The organism is Clostridium folliculivorans (assembly GCF_024341905.1).
GTDB lineage: Bacteria > Bacillota > Clostridia > Clostridiales > Clostridiaceae > Clostridium_AR > Clostridium_AR folliculivorans.
On the sequence record NZ_BQXY01000002.1, the window covers coordinates 369084 to 394718 of the forward strand.

Genomic DNA, 25635 nt, shown 5'->3' on the forward strand with positions numbered 1-25635 from the left:
GCTAATTGCGCTTTTTTATTATATTAAACAAATTTCTTGCTACGTCTTTTTTATTCATTTTATCCAAGGCAAAATGTTCACCTTTAGATGAAATAATAGTAACCAAATTATCATCTGATGCAAAACCTGTATCTGATTTTGATATATCATTTGCAACAATATAATCTAGATTTTTTCTTTTAAGTTTGGCATCTGCATTTTCTATTAAATCATTACTTTCTGCAGCAAATCCTACTAGAACCTGATTTTTTTTGCGTTCACCTAAAGTTTTAAGTATATCATTATCTCTTACAAAATCAATTGAAAGATCACCTTCAGTTTTCTTGATTTTTTTATCATGATATTCTTTAGGTTTGTAATCTGCAACTGCAGCAGATTTTATAACGATATCTGAAGAATCAAAATCTTCTAAAACAGCCTTCATCATTTGCTCATTTGTTCTAACTCTTACTATTTTCATCCCAAAAGGATCAGGAATATTTGAAGGTCCAGCTACAAGTACTACTTCAGCACCTCTATCTCTCGCTTCTTCTGCAATAGCAAAACCCATTTTACCAGAAGATCTATTTGATATAAATCTAACTGGATCAATATCAGAAACAGTAGGACCGGCTGTTACTAAAACTTTCTTGCCTACTAAATCTTTTTGATCATTTAACATACTTATTACGTATTCAGAAATAAGTTTTGTATCGGCTAGCTTACCTTTACCAACATCACCACAAGCCAATCTTCCACTTGCAGGTTCAATAAAGTTATACCCTAATCTTTTTAATTTTATAAGATTTTCTTGAACTATTACATTTTCATACATATTTGTATTCATGGCTGGAGCAAAAACAACTGGAGCTTTTGTAGCCATTATTGTAGTCGAAAGCATATCATCTGCAATTCCATTTGCAACTTTCCCAATAATATTGGCTGTTGCTGGCACAATAAGCATTAAGTCCGCTCTTTTTGCTAATGAAATATGCTGTATTTCCCAAGCCTTTGGTTCTGCAAACATGTCTGTAACAACCATGTTTTGACTTAAAGATTGAAATGAAAGTGGTGTTACAAACTCAGTTGCTGACTCAGTCATAATTACATGAATGTCAATATCCTGTTTCCTTAAAGTACTAATAACATCTAAAGCTTTATATACTGCTACTCCTCCAGAAACGCCAACAACAACACACTTTTTACTCATTCTATTTTAAGCCTTCCTTTATTTGTTCATATTTTACAAAGCCATCATTAACTTCATTAATAGAAACTGTTAATGGTTTGTTTGAGTCTACCTTTACGTATGGTTCGGCACCATCTATTATTTGTCTTGCTCTCTTTGAAGTTACAATAACTAATGAATATCTATTGTCTACCTTTTCTAATAAGTCTACGATTGATGGATTAATCATAGAGTTGCTCATGAATTAAACCCTCCTTTGATTCTATTATAGTTTCTTTTATTCTGTCTACTCTGCACTTTTCAGCTAAGATAATGCTTTCTATTTTTTTAACTGCTTCATCAACTGTATCATTTACAACTGCATAGTTATATTTTGATACATAATTTATCTCTTGATACGCTGATTTGAATCTTGTCATTAAAGATTCTTGTGTTTCGCTTCCTCTATTTATAATTCTTTGCTTTAACTCTTCCATTGATGGAGGAAGAATAAATACGAAAACACCATCTCTTGCATTTTCCTTAACCTTTAGTGCGCCTTGAATATCAATTTCAAGGATTACATTGATACCTTCATCTAGCATTTGATCTACTGTGGATTTTGGAGTTCCATAATAATTACCATAAACTTCTGCCCACTCAATGAAGTCATCATTTTCTACCTTTTCTAAAAACTCTTGTTTAGTTATAAAGTAGTAGTTTACTCCTTCAACTTCCCCAACTCTTGGTTTTCTTGTAGTTGCAGAAACTGAAATAAAAAGATTTTCGTTATTTTCTACCAAAGCCTTACATATGGTACCTTTTCCAGCGCCTGAAGGTCCCGATATCACAATAAGTATTCCTTTATCGTGTTGATGCATTATTCATCTACCTCTTCTACATCATCATCTTTAGTAGATAATCTATGTGCAACTGTTTCAGGTTGAACTGCTGATAAAATAACATGGTCACTATCTGTTATGATAACTGCTCTTGTTCTTCTACCATATGTAGCGTCAATTAGCATACCTCTATCTCTAGCCTCTTGAATTATTCTTTTTATTGGTGCTGATTCTGGGCTTACTATTGCAACAAGTCTATTAGCTGAAACTATATTTCCAAAACCAATGTTGATCAATTTGATACTCATATTATTCCTCCTACTCGATATTTTGGATCTGCTCTCTTATTTTCTCTATCATATTTTTAATATTGATAACTAAATTAGTAATTTCCAAATCAGTAGACTTGGATGCTATTGTATTCGTTTCTCTATTCATTTCTTGAATAATGAAGTCTAGCTTTCTTCCAATTGGTTCATTAAGTAAAAATGTGCTTCTAAGCTGATTTATGTGACTATACAGTCTTGTTATCTCTTCATCAATGGTTGACTTATCTGCAAAGATAGCCACTTCCATTGCAAGTCTGTTTTCGTCTATCTGTACATTCTCTAAAATACCTTGAAGCTTTTCTCTTAATTTTTCTTTATATGCTTTAAGAACTTCAGGGCATTTAGCTTCAATCTTTCTGACATTAGCTTCAATATCATTAGATTTTAGAATCATATCTTCATAAAGCTTTTGGCCTTCAGCTTCTCGCATGCATATTATCGTATCAAGTGCTTTATTCACTAGAGGAAGTAATTCTTTCCAAATATCTTCTAAATTTTCCTCATGTTCTTCAAGAACTATAACTTCAGGAAATCTAGAAATTAATGTTAAGCTTAATTCATCTTTTAATGAATATCTTTCTTTAATTTGCTTTAGACAATCTACATAACTATCTGCTAAATCAACATTTAATTTTGCAGCAGTATCAAATTGTCCATAGTTCTTGTAGTTCAAAAAGATATCAACTTTACCTCTGTTCAATCTTTCTCCTACAATTCTTCTTATTCTTTCCTCAAGCGAAATCATTGATTTAGGCATTCTTATATTTATATCCAGATATCTATGATTTACACTCTTCATTTCTAATGAAAAACTTCTAGCACTTTCTTCTTCACTTGAAGCTCTTCCAAAACCTGTCATACTTTTAATCATTGTCAATCCTCCTAAAAAAATATATCAGATTGAGACTATATTCATTGTATATAATACGCTTAACAAATGTCAACAGTTTGTTAACAGAATGTTTACATTTGCTCTCAATATTTTTTTTACAAGACTACTTTTACTTATTAACCTCAATAATTATCTTTAAGTAGCATCCACTATCATTGAAACTTTTTCTAAATCTATCTTCCTTGCTGAGTTTTTTGCGTATATGCCTTTTTGAATCCGTATGATGAAAGTTGCAGGCGAACAATATTTGTTTTTTACTATATTCCTATAAGCTACGCTAATAACTTGAATTTACTAGGTTTAGGTTGAAATTAAACTCTATGCCCTCATATAAAGTAAAAAAGGCCCTGCCAGATAATCTAGCAAGGCTATAATAAAATTGAAGGAAGACAATTATAATACTAATTTCAAAATAAATATAACAGCTAATAGATACATTACTGCCGATATTTTTTTTTTATCTTTTGAAACTAGGTTTGATATTACATTTATTATTACATATGATAATATACCTATCATTAATCCATCACCTATTGAATATGTAAATGGCATCATACTTATTGTCAAGAAAGCTGGTACAGCTTCGGTAATATCACTAAAGTCGATTTCTTTTACTGTACCCATCATTAGATAACCAACATATATTAGTGCTGGCGCAGTTGCACATGATGGAATTGCAATAAATATCGGTGATAAAAACATTGCAAGCAGGAATAACACACCTGTTACTATTGCAGTAAATCCAGTTCTTCCACCTTCTTCAATGCCTGTTGCACTTTCTATGTAAGCTGTTATTGCAGAAACTCCCATTAATGCTCCACCAGTAGTACCTACTGCATCAACTAACAAAGCTCTTCCAGCATTAGGAACTCTGCCTTCTTTGTCCACAAGATTAGCTCTTGTAGCAACACCTACTAATGTTCCCACTGTATCAAAAAAATCTACAAATAGGAATGTTAAAACAACTCCTATAAATGTAAGTATATTAGCACTATTCGAAAGGAATGAAAAATCAACTTTACCTGCGATTGGTGTAAGTGATTCAAATTTGAATATTCCATTTGGTAAATATATACCAAATGCGGCAGCCCCTCGTGTATCGAAAAGTGCATATGCCCAGGCAACTAATGTACCACCTAAAATCCCCCAAAGCATTGCGCCTTTTACTTTTTTCTTTTCTAAAATAACTATTATTAAAATTCCAAGGCAAGCAATTGCAACTGATGGAGTAGTAAATCTACCAAGTGCAACTGTAGTCGATTGATCCTGTACAACAAGCCCTGAATTCAACATACCTATAAACGCAATAAACAATCCTATACCACCAGTTACTGCTAGTTTCATGTTACGAGGTATAGCATTAACTACTGCTTCACGAACACTGAATAATGATAAAATTATAAAAATAAGGCCTTCTACAAAAACCGCGGTTAAAGCTACAGTCCAAGAAATACCGTACTTACCACAAACAGTAAAAGCAAAAAATGCATTTAGCCCCATACCAGACGCAAGTCCAATAGGAAGATTGGCGTAGACCCCCATAAATATCGAAGTTAGCCCTGCTGACAAACAGGTAGCTGTTACTAAAGCACCAACTGGCATTCCTGATTTACTAAGAATATCAGGATTAACTGCTATTATGTATGCCATAGCTAAGAAAGTAGTTATACCTGCTAAAGTTTCTTTCTTATAGTCTACATTTTTGTTATCAAGTATTGCTAGTTTTCTTTGTTTAGCTTTTAGATTTTGCATAAATTTCTTCCTCCTAAAAAATAAAAGCCGCAGAGGTGAAGAACCAAAGCGACATCATATTGATGTATTGACAACTTTTGATTCCTCATAGTCAGATATTTAAGGTATCTGGTAGAAACTTTCGACCCATATCGTCAAAATTATACGAGCAATAAGCACGAATATTATTATATATTCCACCTATATTGTTGTCAATATATCCGAATTATTTTTTACTTTTATTTTTTATAATTCACCTTATTTATACAAATCTCTTTCAAACAGACATTTTATGTACTCAAAATCTGATGTGTAGCTTAAAGCAGTAATCAATTTGATTCTAGCTTTTTGGCCAGGCATATTGTCTCCAAAAACTACCCCTAAATTTCTAAGCTCTTTTCCACCACCATGATATCCGTAAGAGTCATAAACTCTTCCTTCAAAACATCTTGAGACCACAACTACCACAACACCCTTATCTATAGCTCTTTTTATGCCATCTACCATAGCAGGAGGAATATTTCCCCTTCCCATAGCTTCTATCACTATACCTTTATCTCCACTTGCCACTGAAAAATCAATCAATCTAGAATCCATTCCAGCAAAGCTTTTAAGTAAAGTTACCTCGCCATTTATATTTTTTATATCTATAAAGCTTTCCTTATGAACATCTCTATAAAATATAACACGATTGTTATCTACTATACCTATAGGACCAAAATTAGGTGTTCTAAAAGCATTAAGTGCCATTGAATTAACCTTTGTAACTTCTGCCGCACTATTAAGCTCGCCATTGAAACACACTAAAACTCCTCTATTTTTAGCTTCTTCAGAAATAGCGGTACAAATTGATGCTGCAAGATTTGAAGGGCCATCGTAACCTAATTCAGAGCTACTTCTCATTGCTCCTGTAAATACAACTGGTTTTTCTGTATCCAATGTCAAATCTAGAAGATAGGCAGTTTCTTCTAGAGAGTCTGTCCCGTGCGTTATTACAACTCCACTTATATCGTCTCTTGAAAGTAGTTTTTGCACATACTTTGAAAGATCAAGCATTATTTCTGGAGTCATATGTGGACCTGGCAGGCTTGAATATGTGTATGACTCAATTTCTGCAAAGCTTTCAATTCCTGTAACCATTGACATTATTTCTTCACCTGTAAGACTCGGAACTGCCGCTTTTATTCTAGGATCCACTTTCATTGATATTGTTCCACCATTAAAAACTATTGCTATCTTTTTCATTATTCCTCCTAGGTAACTTTGTATTTTAAGCCATTAAAAATGAAATATTCCTTCACATTATTATATAAACGTTTCCTCGTTCATTAAAAGTTCCATTTTAAATAATCTTTTTACATTATAAAAGTTTATTATATATAAGGTTTTTTTTCAACAATTAGTATCACATTCAAGTAGTTTATTTAGAGTCTAAGATTATAGCTTTTATTTTAAAATGTTTAAAAAAGTTTATTATATTTTATTATTTCTATAAATCTATTAAATAAATATATTCTTATAATTTTGTTTCTACTTTTGAATTATCTGTCCTTGTATTTTGCTGCAAATTATAAATACTCGTCAATAAATCGTGCGCAAAGTTAGCTCCTCTAGATATAAGCAAACCAGTTAAGACTTGTCCTACGTAATTAATTTTTGGTGAAAATCCAATTAAGCTTAATATGTCAGCTCCAGTTACTAGACAAAGTAATACACCTACTAATATTGCACCAAGCTTATTGAAATCCAATTTTCCATGATCGAAAACCATCTTGATTGTTTCCCAAATTGCTTCAGCTATTCCAGCCAAAATAATAATACTAGCTAATTTATCCATTCCCTTCTCCCCTTTGACTCATATATTTATAAAAAGGTCGCTTAAGTGGCCTTTTTCAATAATCTTTTTTCGCTCATCTGCCCTTCCGAATGTATATGAGGAAAATTTGGCAGGCAAATAAGTTTTATTTTTTACTGTATAATCAAAAAACTTGTAAAACTATTGAAATATATAGGTTTATCTAAGTCAAAATTTCTATACTTTCCAATACAGAAAAAAACAAATTGTTAAAACTATATTTTTATAAATATATTCATAAAAGTGCTTATAAATTCTGTGAGACTTATAAATTATTCTTTTTTCTATTATTCAGCATATCATTGATATTTTCTTATTATAATAAAAAACCATCTTAATCATTTTCATATTTTAAAGTTCCTTATATTTAAAGAAACTCGAAATATTTCTAAATAATTAAAATGGTTATAAAATACATATAATTTTCTATTTTGTATTTTGGGCTACTTGTAATATCTCATCAAAGTTTACTTGATTTGAAACTTCTTCTAGATAGTTAGCATATACTATTCTATTTCCTGAATCTATTACGAAAGCAGCTCTTGTTAAAAGTCCTAATTCTTTTATATAAGTACCACTAATATCTGCAAAATTTCTTTCTTTATAATCTGAAAATACTTTAACATTTTCAATTCCTTTTGCTGCACACCATCTTGCTTGAGCAAATGGCAAATCCATTGATATAGTAACACAAGTTATATTAGGCAATTCTTTAACTTTATCATTAAATGTAGCAACTTCTAAATCACACACTGGAGTATCTACAGATGGGACTGCTAGCAATATTTTAACGCCATGAATATCTTTAAAATTCACTGAATTAAGATTCGTATCTGTTACGGTAAAATCTGCTATAGTTTCATTAACAGCAAGTTGCTTCCCTTTTAGTTCAACCTCATTTCCTTTAAACTTTACCTTCATTCTAAATCCTCCTTTTATTATAAAAAATTATTCAAGTCTATTATTATGTATGTGTCATTTCGTAATAAAATTTATATTTTTAAATTCTTTCACCAAAACCGTGAGAATTTAAAAATAGTCTATGAATAAAAACAACATATCTTTATTAACTTTAAATAGTAAACTCATTATTATTCTGTCTACATTAACTCACACTCAAAGTGAATGAAATTTATTGAATTATCAAAATAAAAATTATGCTCTTCCCTATACCACAAAAAAAGTGGCTGAATCGACCTTCTTCAGCGAGATTTTTATGAATCTGGCTTTCCTGATGCATATGAGAAAAGTTTGGCAGGCAATAAGTTTTATTTTATTGCTGTACAGCCATAAAAAACTTCTAAAGAAAGTTTTAGATTTAACTAAGTCAAAAATTTTATACTTGCCTTTACAGTAAAAATAGAGAACCATAAGGTTCTCTTAAAGATTATCTATGATGTTGAACCATATCAATAGTGCCTAAAACTACATGTGCTAATCCAAATCCTAATAAAGCAGTTTCAGCCATTGGAACTAAGTCTCTTTTTCTCATTCCATGTTTTCTAAGTTCATTTGCTCTTAAAGCTGCTGTTCCAGCTACAACAACACTGCCTATAAGAGTTGGAATTGTTCCCTCTTTAATTCTCATTAATAATCACTCCTTTCATATATAGTATTTTAAGGAGAAAAATATTAATTATTCTAAAAACTTTTTACCAATTTTTATAATCCCTATTTAAACTAATATATTTCCATAATACAAATATATTTGGTAGCTAACTAAGTTTCAAAGATTTTACTCTATTATAGTCTTCTAAAAAATAAAACCTCTCTGAAGTTCATTTAAATTAAAAAGGCATATTTCTATGCCTTTATTCTTTCTAATATATATTTTTTAACATCTTCTAATGAACTAAATTGTTCTTCATTCTCTTCATCTAAAAAGTAAAAACATTTTTGAGCATCTTCTTCATCAGATTCATAATCAAAAACTACTTCTCCAAGCTTTACATCATCTTCAATCCATATTTCAAGAAAATATTCTTCTATATTTTCTTTATATTTTTCTAATGCTTTATCTAATTTTTCTGTGGTTAGTTCTACACTAACTCCTTCTTCATTACCTGAAAATACTATAATAGTCATTTCATCTACTCCTTTTTATATTTATATACACTTCGTAATAAAATTTATGATTGTAAAATTTCTACTCATAATCAGCCAAATTTAAAAAAATAAAATTATACGAAGCTGGCTTTTCCCTAGTAACTAATTTGTTATACTAAAATTTTTGCTAGGATTTTGATTGAATAAGACAATTTTAATATATAATCCTTTTTTTGGCTATATATTAATTATAAATATAACTTTTTTATAATATATAAGCTCAACTTAACCGTCTTCATCAATTAATAGTTTAAAGCATCCTTACTTTAATTCTTTTGAATAAAACTAATTAGAATTTATATAGATTGAATTTAATATGTAATTTCCATTTTTGCTTTTATTTTACACAGTTTAGTTTTTAAATTACTTGATACTATATAATTTTTTAACTTTTAATATTAATATATATTATAAATAAGATATTATTTTGAATTCAATTTTTAAAATTATTACTCATTTACGAGTATATTATATTAGATGATATCAATTTAGAATTAAATAAAAATAATAGCAGGAATAATAATATCTCCCGCTATTATTTTTATTTAATTTATAATTTTTCTGATGATGGATATTACTTGTAAATCCAAGAACTTACTATTTTAATCCATCTTCATAGCTTTGTATCATTTTCTTAACCATATTTCCACCTACAGAACCATTTTCTCTAGATGTAAGGTTTCCATTGTAGCCTTCTTTTAGATTAACCCCAACTTCCTTTGCTGATTCTTGTTTCATCTTATTTAATGCTTGCTTAGCTTCTGGAACTAAAGTTCTATTACTTCTTGCCATTGTGTATCCCTCCTAAAAAAATATTTTTGTTTGTGTTTCTAATACTATTTTATATAATTACAGATATTATATTCAGGTTGATTTATGGCATGTAATGAATTTTTTACCTACTAATGAATAGGTTTTTTCTTATATCTCTTTCCAGCGACTTCTACACTTCCAATGGTGATCAATGCGTCTTCATCAAACCCTTGGACAATACTTTTTACTTTAGCAATCTCTAATCTTGATACAACAACATATATTACATTTGTTTTTATTCCTTTATATCCACCTTTTCCATCCAACAACGTTACTCCACGGCCAAGCCTGTCCACAATAGCCTCTGTTATATCTTTATGTTTATCAGATATTATTGTAACAGCCTTTGATTCATCAAGTCCTTCTACAATAATGTCAATTACTTTGAAGGCTATAAAGTATGCTATTAACGAATACATTGCTCTGTCAAATCCAAATATTGCTCCCGAAATTCCTAATATAAAAAAGTTGAAAAACATTACAATCTCTCCAATAGAAAAGCTTAACTTTTTATCTAGAATTATTGCAGCTATTTCAGTACCATCTAAGGAACCGCCATTTCGAATTATCAAACCTACACCAGCTCCTATAATAACACCACCAAATACCGCCGCTAGTAATGTATCATGAGTAATTCCTGGAATAGGATGAAAAAAGTTGACACTTAAAGATAAACATATTACAGCAAAAAGTGTTGAAATTGTAAAGGTCTTACCAATATGCTTATACCCCAAAACGAAAAATGGTATGTTTAATATAAAAGTAAATATGCCTAAAGGTAAACCAGTGAGATGACTTACCATTATTGATATACCAACTACTCCACCATCTACTAATTCATTAGGTATTAGAAATATTTCTAACCCTATTGCAGCTAGTATTGACCCTGTTATAATAAATATTATTCTAAAAAAAGTATTTGCTAATTTATTTTTCATTATAACCTCCAATAAAACCATGAAATTAACATTATTATTAATGCTATTTTTTTATTTTTATACCATTAATAATAGCATATTAATAATATATAAGCAATTTTTTAATGATTTTATACTTACAAACTACTTTCTATATAAAGTAATTTTAAATATTAATTTATTATTAAATTCAAATGTAAACTAATGCACTATATTGTAATTTTATAAAACTTAGTTGTATAATATGCACTATAGTGTATAAATCTTTCTTTCTCTGGAGGTGAAATATTAAATAAATATTAATTTATGGAAAAAACACAATTTAAATAAGGTGGTAATAGCATGAAATCTTCAATCAGAAAAAAGCTTATGTTTTCATTTGCCGCTGTAGTTGTAAGCAGCATATTTATCATAGTTTACATGTATCTCGTTATAAAGGGATATATAAGCAAAGACAACTTAGATATAATTTTCATAATTGCGGCACCTATTGTCCTAATAAGTATGTCTTTTGCATCGTATCTTACTTACAAAATTTCAACAAATATTTCAGTTGTAACAAAAATACTTAATAGAACAGCTGATTTTGATTTTAGTGTTGATCAAAATGCATTCGATACATTACACAAAATAAAAGGAAATGATGAATTAAATCAAATTGCTACTTCCGTGTCTAAAATGAGAGTTGAACTTAGAAACATAGTTTTAGCAATAATTGAGAGCTCAAATAAAGTTGCTATAGGCTCAGAAGATATGAACAAGATAGTTGAACAAAATGTTTGTACAATTGAATCTATAACTAGTGCTGTAAATGGAATAGCTACTGCATCAAACGAATTATCAAGCAGCACTTTAAATGGTACGGAAAAACTAGAACACCTAGCTGACGATATCAATAATATAGGAGAATCTACAACGGTAATAAAACAATATATAGATAAAACCAAACTTTCTAACGATGCTGGAATTAAAAATATAAATCAACTTGTAGATACTATAAAAGAAAACGAGATTGTATCTGATAAGGTTGCTGTTAGGATTAACAATTTAAAAGAACAGTCAAATCATATAAGCAGTATTACAAATACTATAAATGATATCGCTAGCCAAATAAATCTATTAGCATTGAATGCATCAATAGAATCAGCTAGAGCTGGTGAATCAGGAAGGGGATTTGCCGTAGTTGCAAACGAGATAAAAAAACTTGCAACCGAAACAGAGCAATCCACAAAGGAAATAGAAGTCATAATCAATGATTTCCAAGCTATGATTTCTGAAACTGAAAGATATATGACAGAAGCATCAAATACAATACATAAAACCGGACAAGTATCTGATGAAACTGGTAAGACCTTCACTTCAATTAAAAGTGATATTGACAGTATGTTAGACAAGGTTAATCTTCTAATAAGTAAAATAAATAAGGTTAATGAAAATAAAGATAATGTTGTAAGCACCATAGAAGAAATAGCCGCAGTTGCCGAAGAATCAGCAGCAAATACTGAGGAAATTTCGGCCTCACTTCAAGAACAAAATGCCAATATCGAACAAGTTCTTAATACATCAAATCATTTGAACGACATTTCGAAAGATTTAAATGAACTTACCAGCAAATTTAAAATTTCCTAATCATTTTTAGATAAGAAAAGCTAGATTCATATATAACTAAACTAACTTTAACTTAAACACTTAAAGCTAATTTATATATGGACCTAGCTTTTTACTTTATATCAAACTAATACTATGCAAATCAATAATAACTTAAGCTTCATAATCAACACAAGTTCTATCGACCTTAACAGCTCCAACAAAGGCTGCAACCTCTATATGTGACGGATGACTTTGGTATATATTTAGATTTTCATAACTTTCAAATTCTGAATATAAAACCACATCATAAGAATTAGCAGGGTTGTTATTTATTCCAACTTCTATTTTACCTATCTCGCTAATTTTATCTTTTAAAGCCTCTAATCGTATTTTAATCTCATTTGCATTAAATTGTTTATCATTTCCTTCAGCGTAATCCTTCAACTTCCACATTACTATATGTTTAATCATATTAACCTCTCCTTACTCTAAAGCTGTACTACTTCAATACAAATCCTATTTTTAGCCCCCTATAGGTTCTATAATGAGATTTTAAAAATATAAATTTAAATATGAAGTTGTACACCAATATGAAAACTTATTTAAGTTTTATTCTATTTCAAAAAAATATTATTTGCAAGTTTAAGCTTTTAAATATGTGTAACTACAATTTAAATATAATTTAAAAGTTTTTCTACCTTTTTACAACATATTTTTGATTTATTTATTATATTCTATCTTAAAATGGGAAATCCTACTTTTTAAAAGGAATGATTTGATGTTTAATTTTTTAAAAAACTATAATTTGTCAATTCTAAAGCAGAAGTTATTAATTATATATTTTCTTAATGTGTCAGATATATTCTTTACACTTATATTAGTCAATAGCGGATACTTTTATGAAGGTAATTCACTTATTGCCATAACACTCAACACTCCAATTTTAGCTGTCCTATTTAAGATATTAATTCCAGCCTCCTTAATTGTATTCATATATAATAGAATGAAAAAGGCATCTGTTAATCAACTAATATATTCGAACAAAATAATTATAGCTTGCATGCTTTTTTATTCCTTTGTAAATTTATTGCATTTAATCTGGCTTGCACTATTAAAGTTTTATTTAAAATAAATAAAAAAATCCGCTGAAGTGAGCTTTTTTTCCTAATATGACTTTCCAAATACATATGATGAAATTTAGGTACGCAAATATATTTTTTACTGTATCACCTAAAAATCTATAACAAATCTCAAAACCACTAGGTTTAGCTAGCTTGAGAATTTTATACTGGTCTTTACAGTTAAAAATAAGAGCAATAATCAAGTGATTAAAGCCCTTATTTTTTTATACTTTCCTTAAACTTTAATATAGCTTTTGCTATAGCTTCCGCACATTTAGTTTGTCCATCTTTTGATGTTATAAATTTACTATCCTCTTTATTTGATAGATATCCAATTTCAACTAAAGCTGAAATTGCATCATTATTTTTAAGTACATATAATGGCGAGTTGGCTTGGTACTTCATATTTCGTTTTTCAGTATACTTTAATTTATATAGCTCCTCCTGAATATCCTTTGCTAATAATTCATCTTTTGTATTGGGCTCATTACACCATAACTCTATCCCTTTAATTGATGTATCCTTATAACTATTACAATGAATCGAAACGAATACATCAGCTTTATTATCTTGGGATATCTTCACACGTTTCCTTAAATCTTCTCTATCGTCTGATCCTAATATTGTTTCATCATCTTTTCTTGTATACACCACTTTTATATTATTATTATCAAGAATTTGTCCAACTTTTAGGCCTACTTTTAATACAATATCTTTTTCAAATACTCCATTAGCACTTTCTGTCCCTCTATCATATGCTCCGTGACCAGGATCAATACATACAACAAAGTTTTGTTTTGATTTAACTAATAAAGTAGTGTCATCGATTTTTTCCTTATTAGAGCTAAATATTGATATGGCACCATTTAATACTAATAGAATAAGCATAGAAATTACTGAAAATGAAAATGCAAGCCTTTCAATCCTAATATTATAACGTTTTCTCTTCTTTTTCATTTAAAAATCTCCTACTCACACATCTACAAACCCTCTTGTATTTATTTCCATATTTATATATTATTTTACATCTACTTCTCAAATGTGTAAACAATAAATATATGTATTAAATGTAAAATTTATTACACAAAAAAAATAGCTAATACGAACTTTATTAGCTATTTTTTTACGCATCTGCCTTTCCGAATGTATATGAGGAAAATCTGGCAGGCGAATAAATTTTTCTTTTTTATTCTTTACCTTAGTACAGTTCAATATTATCTAGTATTAAAATATACCGGTAAATATACTTATACAAATTGTAATTTCTTAAAGAATAAAAAATAGCTAATACGAACTTTATTAGCTATTTTTTACGCATCTGCCTTTCCGAATATATATGAGGAAAATCTGGCAGGCAAATAAATTATTCTTTTTTTAATTGTATTCATTCTGTAGATAATTTTATCCTCTTAATCTCCTCACCTATTATTCTTATACCTTCTTCAATGTCTTGTAAACTTACTTTCGAAAAACCCAATCGTAATGTGTCCTCGCCACTGCCATCAGTATAAAAAATATCACCAGGTGTGAACACTACCCCTCGTTTATAACAACCTTCAAGTACTTTTCTGCTACTAATTCCTTTAAGCTTAACAAATATGTGGAGTCCTCCTTCTCCCATGATAAATTCATTCGGTATATGATTCATCACTGCCGAAAAGGTAAAATTATATTTCTCTCTATAATGCTTTCTTACCTTTTTTAGATACTTATTAAAGGCACCATTATTCATATAATTGAACAAAAGGGCTTGATCTAAAAAAGAACTGTGTATGTTTCTAGCTCTTTTCACACTTTCTAACGTACTTATAAGCTTATTATCTGCCAAAACCCATCCAATTCTTAGACCTGGAAAAAGTATTTTTGAAAGACTTCCTATATATATGACTCCATTCCCTTTATTACATAAACTTGCGAGAGGTGGAACATGAGAACTTGAATACAAAAGTTCTTCATTAAACCCGTCCTCTATTATAGGTACAGAATATTTTTCAAATAAATTAAGCACTTTCTTTCTATGTTCTCCCTTCATAACTATCCCTGTAGGATTGTGATATGATGGTATTATAAAACCAAGCTTAGGCTTTTCATTTCTTAATTTATCCTCAAGTTTTTTTAGATCCATACCTTCTTGTGTCATTTCTACTCCAATAATATTAAGCTCATGAGCTCTCATTATTTTTAATGCTGTATTATGAGTTGGATTTTCACATAATACTTTGTCTCCTGGCTCTGTTAATGAATTTATAAGTATATCAAAAGCTTCAGTAAATCCATTAGTAATTAAAATGTCTTTCCCCTCTATGTTAACTCCCTTATTAGCCATGTACTTTAATAAATATTCAATAAGTGGTTTATAACCTTGAGCGTAACCATAATTAAGTAGCTTGTCGCCTTGGAAAGACCATGTACTTAAAAATGATCTCTTAAATTCTTCTGTATCAAATAAAGTCTCATCTGGGGCGATACTTTTAAATGAAATCATACCTCTTTCCCAAGGTAATTCAGTTTTTATTATGTCTAAACTTTCACAGATATTGGCATACTTATTTACTTTTAACTCCCATTTTATATTAAAAGCTTTATCCTCGCTCATAAGCTGTAAAGATACAAAGGTTCCTTTACCTTTCAAACTTTTAATTATACCTTCACTTTCTAAATTCTCATATGCTGTAACAACAGTGCTTCGACTTATATTCAATAGTTCGCTAACTTCCCGCGTTGAAGGCAGCTTACTTCCTTTTTGAAGTAATCCGCTATTTATACTTTCTTTTATATGCTGTTCTATCTGTATATAAAAAGGTTCTTTTTTATCAAAATTAAATGAAGAAAAAATCAAATATCTATCACCTCTTAAATTAAGGAATACTCAATGATTTTATTTAAAAGCTCTGAATACTCCATATCTGCCGCTTTTGCACTTCTAGGAAACAAGGAAGTTTTTGTCATTCCAGGTGCTGTATTCAATTCTAGTACATATGCAATTCCATCACTTACTATAATATCAACTCTAACATATGATTTGCAATCAAATATATCCCAACACTTTGAAGCTATACTTTCCATTTGTTCTTCTAGTTCTTTAGGTAGCTTTATTACAACCTCCTCAGTTTTATCATCAAAATATTTTGCTTTATAATCAAAGAAAGTTTCTTTTGTTTTTATTTGCAATATAGGCATAAGCTCACCATTTAATATAGGTATTGTATACTCTTCTCCTTTTAGATACTGTTCAATTAAAACTTCTTTATCATACTTAAATGCTTCGTCAATTGCATTAATCAACTCTATTCTATCTCTTACTATGAAAGTTCCAACACTGGAACCTCCAGAATTAGGTTTGACTACCATAGGATATTTTATCTTTTCTATATTATTGATCGAAAAATCTTTATTTTTCAAGCTTATATCTTGAGCTACATTTAAACCTTGGTTTTTCATTATCCTCTTAGCTTGTTTCTTACTCATGCAAATTGCACTTGTTAAAACATCGCAACCTGAATAAAGTATTTTCATGGTCTCAAGTATACTCTGAACAGTGCCATCTTCTCCAAATGCACCATGAAGAGCAATGAACGCAAAATCAATATCTTTTGCCTTCTCAAATATATCAATCTTAGAATCTATAACTATTGGAACAACCTCATATTTATTTATATCTAAATTTTCAACAATTTCTTTTCCTGACATCATAGATATTTCTCTTTCCGATGATACACCACCCATTAAAACTCCAACTTTCATAAACATCACTCCTTCTAGCTTTATTATAAGTATATGTGCTAAGCTGATGTTTTTTAAGTACCACTAACTGTTGAGTTTTATATATATGTGGTATATATTTTTTCTTTAGAAGCAAAAAAAAACAGCAGGATGGGGGGATCCAACTGTTTTTTGCTAACATGTGTGGTCGATCGTCTTACTATCTTAATTGTATAATCATATTATTAACACAGTATTACTATTTTAAGAATAAATCGTTAATAATTTATTCTGCATTCTTTAAAGATTCAATCATATCTATTTTATCAAATCTTTTATACATAGCTAAATTAACTATTATAGAGAATAATATTGTTAATAACACAGAATATAAGAAATAAATCGGCTTTATAGTTCTTAAAAACATTATTACATTAGTTTCTGCTGCAGATACAACAAAATTATTAATAAATATTCCTACCACTATTCCAGTTATACTTCCTATTACAGTTAATATCATATTTTCTCTGTATATATATGCCGCTAGCTCATGATTATAAAATCCAAGCAATTTAATAGTTGCAAGTTCTCTTCTTCTCTCACTTATATTAATATTAGTAAGATTATAAATTACAACAAAAGCAAGAACACCTGCAGATGCTATAAGTATTAATACAACTGAATTTATACTATCCATACTCTTATTAAAGTCAAGATGGGTACTATTTTTAAAGCTTGTAGATCCAACCTTATCTATATTGTTAAAGCTTTCCGCTATCTTGTTCTCTGTATCTTTGGATTTATCTTTAATTAGTGCAAAAAAGCCACTATACTTTACATCTTCCCCCGAAAGCTTTTTATAATAATTGGAACTCATATATACATAGTGCTGAACATAATGTTCAGTTATTGCAGCTACCTTAGCCTTCATTACCTTATCATTGACAGTTATTTCAATGATATCTCCTACCTTTTTATTAACTAACTTCGACAATTTTTCAGTAATTATAACACCATCATCAGTAAGTTGAAGCTTCTTACCTTTCATAGAAAGATTTATATATTTATTCAGCTCATCACTTTTCTCAGGAACAACTAGATATGCATCTTCATCAGATGAATCAGCTTTTTTGATCGTGGAATTTTTAGAATAGGTAAATAATATCGATTTAATGTTTTGATTACTATAAATCTTATCTTCAATATTATTTTTCTCATCATTATCCACATTTTGTGTAAGTGAGGTTTGCATATCATAAGTATAAATATCGTTAAATTGCTTTTCTACCGCACCAAGTATTCCATCCTTAAGACCGTAGCCTGTTATCATAAGTCCTGTGCAGGCAGCTATTCCTATAACAGTCATGAAAAATCTCTGCTTATATCTAAATATATTTCTGGCAGTGACCTTTCTTGTAAAACTCAGTCTCTTCCATATGAAAGGTAACTTTTCAAGAAAAATCTTTTTACCAGACTTAGGTGGCTTAGGTCTAAGTAGTGATGCAGGAACTTCTCTAAGTTCATCTAATGTAGCTGCAACTGCAGAAACAGTTGTAAATAATATAGCAATCAAACACGCCTCTAATGCTAATGTAGTATTAAATGGAGTTAGTGAATTAGGGATTGCATAAAGTGAAGTATATGCATTCATTATAAGTGGAGGAAATAGTTTAAACCCAAAAGAAACCCCTATCACACTTCCTAGTACACTAGCTGATAGAGAATAAATTAAATAATGAGCAACAATGGCTGTTCTTGAATAACCTAATGCCTTAAAAGTACCTATTTCTATTCTATTTTCTTGAACCATTCTTGTCATTGTAGTAAGGCTTACAAGTGCGGCAACTAAGAAAAATATCAATGGAAAGGCTTTACCGATATTATCGATTCTATCACTATCCTGTCTATAGTTCTCATAACCTACATTTTGTGATCTTCCTAGTACATACCATTCTGGATTTTTTATATCTTTCAATTTATCTCTGTTTTTTTGTATTTCATTTTCTGCGTCATTTATTTTATTGTTTGCTTTTTCTTCTTCATCTTTTAGTTTTACAGAATTTTCATTTAGCTCTTTTTCACCATCTTCAAGTTTCTTTTTAGCATCATTTAACTTAGTAGTACCTTCAGTTTTACCCTTATTAAGTTCAACCTCAGCATCAGCAATTTTTTCCTTGCTGCTTTCTAGTTCGCTTCTACCTGATAGAAGTTGCTTTTCTCCAGCAATAAGAGTATTTTCCTTAGAAGATATTTCTGATTTTGCTCTATTAATTTGATTTGAAGCATTATTAAGGTCATCAAGATCCTTAGAGTTAGGCATTTGAGCTAACATTCCGCTGCTTTTTAAGAAACTATACATTGAATCAAAGTCTTTACCTTTTATTCCATTGTTAAAAGCCTGATTTAAAGTATTATATTGCATAATTAGCATTGGATTTGTAGGATCTTTGTCTAAACTTGCTTTTAATGCTATTAACTGACCTTGCATTCCATTAGAAATATCATCAGCAGCTAACTTCTTACCTTCATTTAGCTTTGACAATTGATCCTCAAGCTGTTTCTTCCCTGCAGCTAGAGCAGTTTTTCCATTTTCAATTTCAAGGGCACTAGCATTTAGCTTTGTTTCTCCATCTTGAATCGCTTTTTTTCCATCCGCTATTTGCTTTTCCCCATCAGAGATTTTTTTATTGTATAAGTCTACATTTTTCTTCAGTTCAGCTTTACCTTGTTCAAGTTTAATTCTTCCATCTTCCAGTTTTTTATGTGCATCAGCAAATTTATCTGCTGCTTCCTTTTTTGAGCTGTTAAGCTTATCTTCTGCCTCTTTAAGCTTATCCTCAGCGGTTTTCATTACATCCAAATATCTGACTTCGCTTCTTTTTAATCCAAGATTCTTGAAGTCTTTTTCTATACTCGATATCTCTTCTTTATACTTTTCATTTTCTAGAAGACTATTTTTTGATTCTTCACTTTCAGCTCTTACATATATTTCTGTATAAACCTCACTTTTAAATACCTCCGGTAGGATATAAACAAACCCTCTAACTGAACCATTCCCTACAGAACTTAATTGTCTTTGACCTGAAGCATACATAGGAGATTTTGCTGAACCGACTATTTCGAATTCAGTATTTTTTAACTTGTCTCCTATATTTGTATCATTACCTGATTGAAGTTTAATCTTATCTCCTATCTTAAGATTGTTTTCCTTTAAAAACTTATCTTCAGCTATAGCCTCAGTATTGTTCTTAGGTCTTCTTCCATCAACCAGTTTTATTGCGTTAATTCCGCTTTCTGACGGCAGAGTATTAATATTGAGTACTAAAGAGTGATCTTCTTTTATAACAACTGCATCAAGAGAATAAGCTCCTTCAGCTGCTGTTACACCCTTTTCCTTTTTCACTTCTTCTAAATCATCTTTAGTAAGTCCTAGCGTTGATATAAGTTTAAAATCCATTAGATTATTGCTATTAAAATATGAATCTGCTGATATTTTCATATCTGGACTAGTAGCTCTAACACCTGCATAAAAAGATACTCCAATTGCTATGATTATAACTATAGATAAAAATCTTGAAAGTGTCTTTCTAATATCTCTGAATAAATTTTTAAAAAATGTCTTTTTCATGTTTACCACTCAATGCTTTCTATTGGTACTGGATTAGAATTTGTTTTAACGCTTTCAACCTTACCACTTTTAACAGTTATTATCTTATCAGCAATTGGAGCTATAGCTGTGTTATGTGTAATTACTATTACAGTCATATTGTACTTTTTCGAGGTATCAGAAAGAAGTTTTAATATTGATTTACCTGTATTATAGTCTAATGCACCTGTTGGCTCATCACAAAGTAATAACTTAGGATTCTTTGCAAGAGCTCTTGCAATAGACACTCTTTGTTGTTCTCCTCCTGAAAGTTGAGAAGGAAAATTGTTAATTCTATGTTCAAGTCCTACATTTTTTAATACTTCTACTGGGTTCATAGGTTCCTTGCATATTTCAACAGCAAGCTCAACATTTTCTACTGCATTTAAGTTCTGCACTAAATTGTAAAATTGGAATACAAATCCAATATCTTCTCTTCTATACCTTGTCAACATTTTAGTATTGTAGCTGCTTATTTCATTTCCATCCACATATATTTTACCTTCAGTTACATGATCCATGCCGCCTAGAAGATTAAGGATAGTAGACTTTCCTGCACCACTGGCACCAAGTACAATGACAAGCTCTCCTTTTTCTATTGAAAAGGAGACATCATCAACTGCTTTAATTACAACTTCACCCATGGTATAACTTTTTCTAACATTTTTTAACTCGATAAAACTCCCCATTGACTTTCCCTCCAAAGTTATTTGTGAACTCTCGTTCTCTTTTAGATTAAAAATTTAAATTAATAGTTTCGTAAAAGTATCAATTAGATACCCAAATTTAATTACAAAACATCAAAAGCTTTGAAAATATATTTTCGATTAAAATGGTACAAATTTATAGAGTTCAAAGCTCAACTACTAAGTTATGCAGATATACAAAAATATGAGATCAAACTATCAGTTCTATTTTTCCGAACTTTTTATAATTGATCATACTCAAGTTTATCTATTACATCTTTGTAAAAGATATCAATCAGATTTAATATTAACTTTCTAACTTCAATTTCATCATTTTTTTCTTTTAATGTAATTGAAATACTTTCCACTAGACTATAAGAAAGAAGATATATTATAAAATTATCTTTAAGCTTTTTATTCTGAATACTTAGACCATATTCCATAACCTCTGTAACCACTCTTGTAATAAAATCTACAAAAGTAACTTTACAATTTTCATATTTTGAACCTTCACTTTTGTTAAGTAAGATAGCTAGTTCAATTCTATTATCATCAAATATCTCCATTATCTTTTCCAAAAGATTATAGAATATGTCTTCAGCCTTATCATTAAGTTCTACCTTTTTGAATTGATTTATGTACTCCATAACTTTATGATAAACTGCACCAATAAGATTTTCATATAATTCTTCTTTACTTGCAAAATACTTATATATATTTCCAACTGAAGTACCAGAATTTTTGGCTATGCTTCTTATAGAAGCAGCTTTATAACCCTTAGTATTAAATTCTTTTATTGCCTCATCTATAATACTTTTTCTGACTTCATCCTTTTGATATTGCATTAGAAAACCTCCGTTCACTTTTAAAATTTTACTCTTAAAAAAATTCAATGTCAACTTAACTTTAAAAAAACAATCTATCTTTATTTGATATGATTGTTTTTTATTAACATATTAAATATATTATTATATAGTTTTGTTCATAGTATTTGCAAAGTATTCTATAGAGTCTTCTGAAAGTTTATAAACACTGTCTTTGATTCCTGTTATTTTTTTAATCATTGCTTTTTCGAAAAAATTTAGTTTTTCAAACTTATATTCATATCCAAATGAACATCTACATATAGCATTTTCGTATAATCTAGAAGGAAATGCATTTTTTAATTCTTTACCTTTTTCCTCTTCTTTATCAGCACCTCCACATATAAAAAGTCCTACTCGCTTCATTAGGAGCTCTTCTTCATGATTTATTGCAAATTGTTTTAACTTTTTTTGTATATTTCCTATATATATTGATCCACCTAATATTATGTTATCAAATTCAACTAAAGAAGGAGGCTCCTGTTTAAGAATATTAACAACAACTACTTCCTCTTTCATTTTATCTTTTATAAGATTTGAAGCCTTTTCTACCGTACCATATTTAGTCGCATAAATAATTAAACTTTTCATAATTATCTCCTAACCATATGATTATTTTCTTTAACATTACTAATTACAAGATACAGACAATAAATAACAATTAAATTGAAGCATGGAAATATAATAATCTCACCTACTGACATTGAAACACCTGAATATATCTGACCTATTATCATAGCTGTTATAGCTGTTAGCATAGAGATTTCCTTAATGATCATTATCGGAGCTAAAAGATACCCCAATGACTTATTTTTAATTACTAAAATACCTGACATAGTTGCAATTGGAACAACAAAACCTAAATCAAGCGCCTGTATAGGCAAAGTTGTATAATACTCTAGTCCTTCTGGATATCCTCCTTTTAAAAATGCTGTTCCAATCTTCCCAATCCACATTAACCCAACCACAAAAGACATAAACAATAAAAACCCTCCTATAAACTTTCTCGGGATCTTATCATTAAAATAGGACTTAATGTTGTCAATATCAAAAGAAGTGATCATCAGTGTAAGGGTAAAAAAACTCATAGACATTAAAGCTACATAAATTAAGAAAAATTTATTATACATAGACAGAAAACTGTAAGATGTATAGGTATAAAAAAAGTAACCTAATGTTCCTGTAAGTAGTAGCCTACCCTTCATGAGCCCTTTGTTTGCTAAAAATAATGATATAATTAGCAACGGTACTGCTAGAATTATCGTAACTATATCTTGAGAAATTGCTTGAGAAGCTATAGAAACAGAATCATTGTGATATATACCTCTTCCATACATTTTAACAATTTCTCCGCCAATTGTTGTAAATTCAGTTTTGTCATAACTTTGATTAGAAAAAATACCGTATACCGCTGCCAAAAGTGATAAAAGTGCTATTAAGATTGAAAGAATGTTTACAGATATTCTTAATTTCATCGAATTAACCTCACTTTAATAATATTTAACATTTTAATATTTTAATATTTTTAAAACCGCTTCAATATGACAATTAATAAGTTTTTCTTTTTGATCAATAGTAATAAAGTCTTCAATCATAAGCCGTATTATTAGTCCAAAGGTTGATGTCCATATAACTTGAGCTGTAAGTTCGATTTTACCTTTGTCAATATCACTTTCATTCCATAAGCCTTCTATGCACTCACATAGTATACCTATGGCTTTTCGTTCTTTTGATGCTCCTTCAAATAGTACAGACGTATGCTCAAGTACATTTGGTGAGCTATTCAAAAGCAAATTTCTATATTCTTCTTTCATTTTTAAAGCCATCTTAATATAATTTCTTAATCCATCCTCTATTCTACTTGCAGGTTCACCATCACTATCTTCCATAATTGATATAGACTCAATAATCTTTTTATATCCTTCTCTCATAATGCAGTCAATTATTTCATCTTTATCCTTAAAGTAATGATATATAATAGGTGCGGTATACTCTATTTTATCTGCTATTTTTCTTACAGTAACACTGTCAATTCCTTCTGAGTTTATGATTTCTCTTGCTGCTTTTAATATTAGCTCTCTCTTTTCTTGTCTTTCTCTTTCTCTTCTATCTTGAATTCCCAATTCGAATACTCCTATCCAATATTTTAACAATGTTAAATGATTTAACATTGTTAAATAAATGATAGCACCATAGCATATTGGTGTCAATTACCAAATATGATAAATATAACTTTTAAAGAATAATTGTATAATTTAGAAATCTAAAATATCGAGTCGTTAGCTTCTTCAAAATACAGAAAACCACTAGTTAATTTACTACTATGAGTAAAATAACTAGTGGTTTCATTTATAAATTAAACATGTATACTTATCTATTCAAATATATAAATAAAGTTATATATGTTAGTCTTCCTACATCTCAATCTTAAAATCTTCATTCATTGAATATTCTTTGATAAATCTTTATTTCATCTTCATCTTTACCATTAAGTAATAAATAGTAATTTTGTTTATCTATATTTTTTTTGATTTTTTTATCTAATATTATATTATCCAGCACGCCAATCGCTCCAATATAGCTTCCTTCATTATAAATATTATGAGCTGCATCAAACGAACTTCCATCATTAAAATTAATATTATATACTAATTCAGAATTGTTCTTTCCTCTACTCTTTATTTTTATATCACAATATTTTATATCTCCATAGCTATATGTAAGCTCTTTAGCCTTAATAAGATTATGACGTACTATCTTGTTGGGCAAAAGTTCATAATAATTTTTCACGGTGTAGTAAAAACAGAAACTAAGGATTGAAAGAATAATAACATATATAAAACTAATTTTTAATAATCCGAATTTTCTTTTTTGTGGAATTTTATTAATTTGTCCAAACCGAAATATATATGAACCTTCTCTATTTATGAGTATCAATATTGCAACATACAGAACTAACATTAATATAACAACAATTGGTATTGTGGAATAAACTATAGTATTCAATTTAGTATTAGCAATTAAAAAGCTTTCCGCAGTCCTATTACTAATTACTAACTTGTCCATTATTACCGATAGTCCGAAAGTATATAACAACGTAGCACTTAATATCAGTAAGATAATTATGACTTTGTTCACAAAACCCCTCACTCTATCTATATTATAAAAAAAATCTTTAAGCACTCTTACTCCCCCTAATAGATACCTCTGTTCTACATGAATAAAAAACATGTAATTTTAAACATTTCTTTAGTATAAATATACATACTTGTATATTATAAAGTATTTCAACTGCAGATTTACAGGAAGATTGTCGAACAAAAAACTTTTTTTTACAAAATTAAAGACTAGTAAATAATTTATTGCTATTTACTAGCCTTTTAAGATTCATAATA

26 protein-coding genes and 1 riboswitch are annotated in these 25635 nt (G+C 29.3%); of the genes, 2 read left to right on the forward strand and 24 right to left on the reverse strand.

Going from position 1 to position 25635, the window contains the following annotated elements:
• Nucleotide 1: 1 nt before the first annotated feature.
• The 13 genes from coaBC to OCU55_RS08135 form a co-directional block, all read right to left on the reverse strand.
• Nucleotides 2-1189 (reverse strand): bifunctional phosphopantothenoylcysteine decarboxylase/phosphopantothenate--cysteine ligase CoaBC, encoded by a 1188-nt coding sequence (coaBC, locus tag OCU55_RS08075; RefSeq protein ID WP_261851797.1) that lies wholly within the window; start codon nt 1187-1189, stop codon nt 2-4.
• Nucleotide 1190: 1 nt separating this feature from the next.
• A complete protein-coding gene (rpoZ, locus tag OCU55_RS08080; RefSeq protein WP_183277450.1) occupies nt 1191-1409 on the reverse strand; it encodes a DNA-directed RNA polymerase subunit omega in 219 nt (72 codons plus the stop codon).
• Nucleotides 1390-2028, reverse strand: a complete 639-nt coding sequence (gene gmk / locus OCU55_RS08085; protein ID WP_261851798.1) for a guanylate kinase — start codon at nt 2026-2028, stop codon at nt 1390-1392. Before gmk ends, rpoZ begins: the two co-directional genes overlap by 20 nt.
• Nucleotides 2028-2297: an extracellular matrix/biofilm regulator RemA gene (gene remA, locus OCU55_RS08090; protein WP_128213994.1), complete on the reverse strand. Its 270-nt coding sequence runs from the start codon at nt 2295-2297 to the stop codon at nt 2028-2030. Before remA ends, gmk begins: the two co-directional genes overlap by 1 nt.
• A 10-nt stretch (nt 2298-2307) precedes the next feature.
• Nucleotides 2308-3189, reverse strand: coding sequence for a YicC/YloC family endoribonuclease (locus OCU55_RS08095; RefSeq protein WP_261851799.1), 882 nt, complete (start codon nt 3187-3189; stop codon nt 2308-2310).
• 414 nt (nt 3190-3603) lie between these two features.
• The gene (locus tag OCU55_RS08100; RefSeq protein WP_261851800.1) at nt 3604-4962 is read right to left on the reverse strand and encodes an NCS2 family permease; all 1359 of its coding nucleotides are present in this window, start codon (nt 4960-4962) and stop codon (nt 3604-3606) included.
• A gap of 68 nt (nt 4963-5030) precedes the next feature.
• Nucleotides 5031-5130, reverse strand: a riboswitch (purine riboswitch).
• Between the two features lie 69 nt (nt 5131-5199).
• A complete protein-coding gene (locus OCU55_RS08105; RefSeq protein ID WP_261851801.1) occupies nt 5200-6186 on the reverse strand; it encodes an asparaginase in 987 nt (328 codons plus the stop codon).
• Between the two features lie 271 nt (nt 6187-6457).
• Complete coding sequence (locus OCU55_RS08110) at nt 6458-6778, reverse strand: hypothetical protein (protein ID WP_261851802.1); 321 nt, start codon at nt 6776-6778, stop codon at nt 6458-6460.
• A 444-nt stretch (nt 6779-7222) separates the two neighbouring features.
• Nucleotides 7223-7717, reverse strand: coding sequence for a thiol peroxidase (tpx, locus tag OCU55_RS08115; RefSeq protein ID WP_261851803.1), 495 nt, complete (start codon nt 7715-7717; stop codon nt 7223-7225).
• Between the two features lie 466 nt (nt 7718-8183).
• Entirely contained in the window at nt 8184-8384 is a 201-nt protein-coding gene (locus tag OCU55_RS08120) for an asparagine synthase (RefSeq protein WP_261851804.1), read from the reverse strand.
• A gap of 215 nt (nt 8385-8599) precedes the next feature.
• Nucleotides 8600-8881 (reverse strand): hypothetical protein, encoded by a 282-nt coding sequence (locus OCU55_RS08125; RefSeq protein WP_261851805.1) that lies wholly within the window; start codon nt 8879-8881, stop codon nt 8600-8602.
• A 618-nt stretch (nt 8882-9499) separates the two neighbouring features.
• Entirely contained in the window at nt 9500-9694 is a 195-nt protein-coding gene (locus OCU55_RS08130) for an alpha/beta-type small acid-soluble spore protein (protein ID WP_200267952.1), read from the reverse strand.
• A gap of 110 nt (nt 9695-9804) precedes the next feature.
• Nucleotides 9805-10653: a YitT family protein gene (locus tag OCU55_RS08135; protein WP_261851806.1), complete on the reverse strand. Its 849-nt coding sequence runs from the start codon at nt 10651-10653 to the stop codon at nt 9805-9807.
• A gap of 321 nt (nt 10654-10974) precedes the next feature.
• Between OCU55_RS08135 and OCU55_RS08140 the strand changes: the two genes are divergently transcribed.
• Entirely contained in the window at nt 10975-12261 is a 1287-nt protein-coding gene (locus OCU55_RS08140; protein ID WP_261851807.1) for a methyl-accepting chemotaxis protein, read from the forward strand.
• Between the two features lie 132 nt (nt 12262-12393).
• Here OCU55_RS08140 and OCU55_RS08145 read toward each other — a convergent pair whose 3' ends face one another.
• The gene (locus tag OCU55_RS08145; RefSeq protein ID WP_261851808.1) at nt 12394-12693 is read right to left on the reverse strand and encodes a Dabb family protein; all 300 of its coding nucleotides are present in this window, start codon (nt 12691-12693) and stop codon (nt 12394-12396) included.
• 307 nt (nt 12694-13000) lie between these two features.
• Here OCU55_RS08145 and OCU55_RS24045 point away from each other — a divergent pair, with 307 nt between their 5' ends.
• On the forward strand, nt 13001-13354 hold the full coding sequence (locus tag OCU55_RS24045; RefSeq protein ID WP_427847043.1) for a DUF5658 family protein: 354 nt from the start codon (nt 13001-13003) through the stop codon (nt 13352-13354).
• Nucleotides 13355-13559: 205 nt separating this feature from the next.
• Here OCU55_RS24045 and OCU55_RS08150 read toward each other — a convergent pair whose 3' ends face one another.
• The 10 genes from OCU55_RS08150 to OCU55_RS08195 form a co-directional block, all read right to left on the reverse strand.
• Nucleotides 13560-14300, reverse strand: coding sequence for an N-acetylmuramoyl-L-alanine amidase family protein (locus OCU55_RS08150; RefSeq protein WP_261851809.1), 741 nt, complete (start codon nt 14298-14300; stop codon nt 13560-13562).
• A gap of 427 nt (nt 14301-14727) precedes the next feature.
• On the reverse strand, nt 14728-16182 hold the full coding sequence (gene pdxR, locus OCU55_RS08155) for a MocR-like pyridoxine biosynthesis transcription factor PdxR (protein ID WP_261851810.1): 1455 nt from the start codon (nt 16180-16182) through the stop codon (nt 14728-14730).
• Nucleotides 16183-16196: 14 nt separating this feature from the next.
• Nucleotides 16197-17087 (reverse strand): D-alanine--D-alanine ligase, encoded by an 891-nt coding sequence (locus OCU55_RS08160; protein WP_261851811.1) that lies wholly within the window; start codon nt 17085-17087, stop codon nt 16197-16199.
• Nucleotides 17088-17331: 244 nt separating this feature from the next.
• The gene (locus tag OCU55_RS08165; protein WP_261851812.1) at nt 17332-20673 is read right to left on the reverse strand and encodes an FtsX-like permease family protein; all 3342 of its coding nucleotides are present in this window, start codon (nt 20671-20673) and stop codon (nt 17332-17334) included.
• Between the two features lie 2 nt (nt 20674-20675).
• Nucleotides 20676-21380: an ABC transporter ATP-binding protein gene (locus OCU55_RS08170; protein ID WP_261851813.1), complete on the reverse strand. Its 705-nt coding sequence runs from the start codon at nt 21378-21380 to the stop codon at nt 20676-20678.
• A gap of 239 nt (nt 21381-21619) precedes the next feature.
• Nucleotides 21620-22222, reverse strand: coding sequence for a TetR/AcrR family transcriptional regulator (locus OCU55_RS08175; RefSeq protein ID WP_261851814.1), 603 nt, complete (start codon nt 22220-22222; stop codon nt 21620-21622).
• 123 nt (nt 22223-22345) lie between these two features.
• The gene (locus OCU55_RS08180; protein ID WP_261851815.1) at nt 22346-22831 is read right to left on the reverse strand and encodes a flavodoxin domain-containing protein; all 486 of its coding nucleotides are present in this window, start codon (nt 22829-22831) and stop codon (nt 22346-22348) included.
• Nucleotides 22832-22833: 2 nt separating this feature from the next.
• Nucleotides 22834-23715 carry a hypothetical protein gene (locus tag OCU55_RS08185; RefSeq protein WP_261851816.1) on the reverse strand — a complete coding sequence of 294 codons (882 nt, stop codon included), beginning with the start codon at nt 23713-23715 and terminating at the stop codon, nt 22834-22836.
• 33 nt (nt 23716-23748) lie between these two features.
• Nucleotides 23749-24363 carry a TetR/AcrR family transcriptional regulator gene (locus OCU55_RS08190; protein ID WP_261851817.1) on the reverse strand — a complete coding sequence of 205 codons (615 nt, stop codon included), beginning with the start codon at nt 24361-24363 and terminating at the stop codon, nt 23749-23751.
• 313 nt (nt 24364-24676) lie between these two features.
• Entirely contained in the window at nt 24677-25423 is a 747-nt protein-coding gene (locus OCU55_RS08195; protein WP_261851818.1) for a hypothetical protein, read from the reverse strand.
• Nucleotides 25424-25635: the final 212 nt, after the last annotated feature.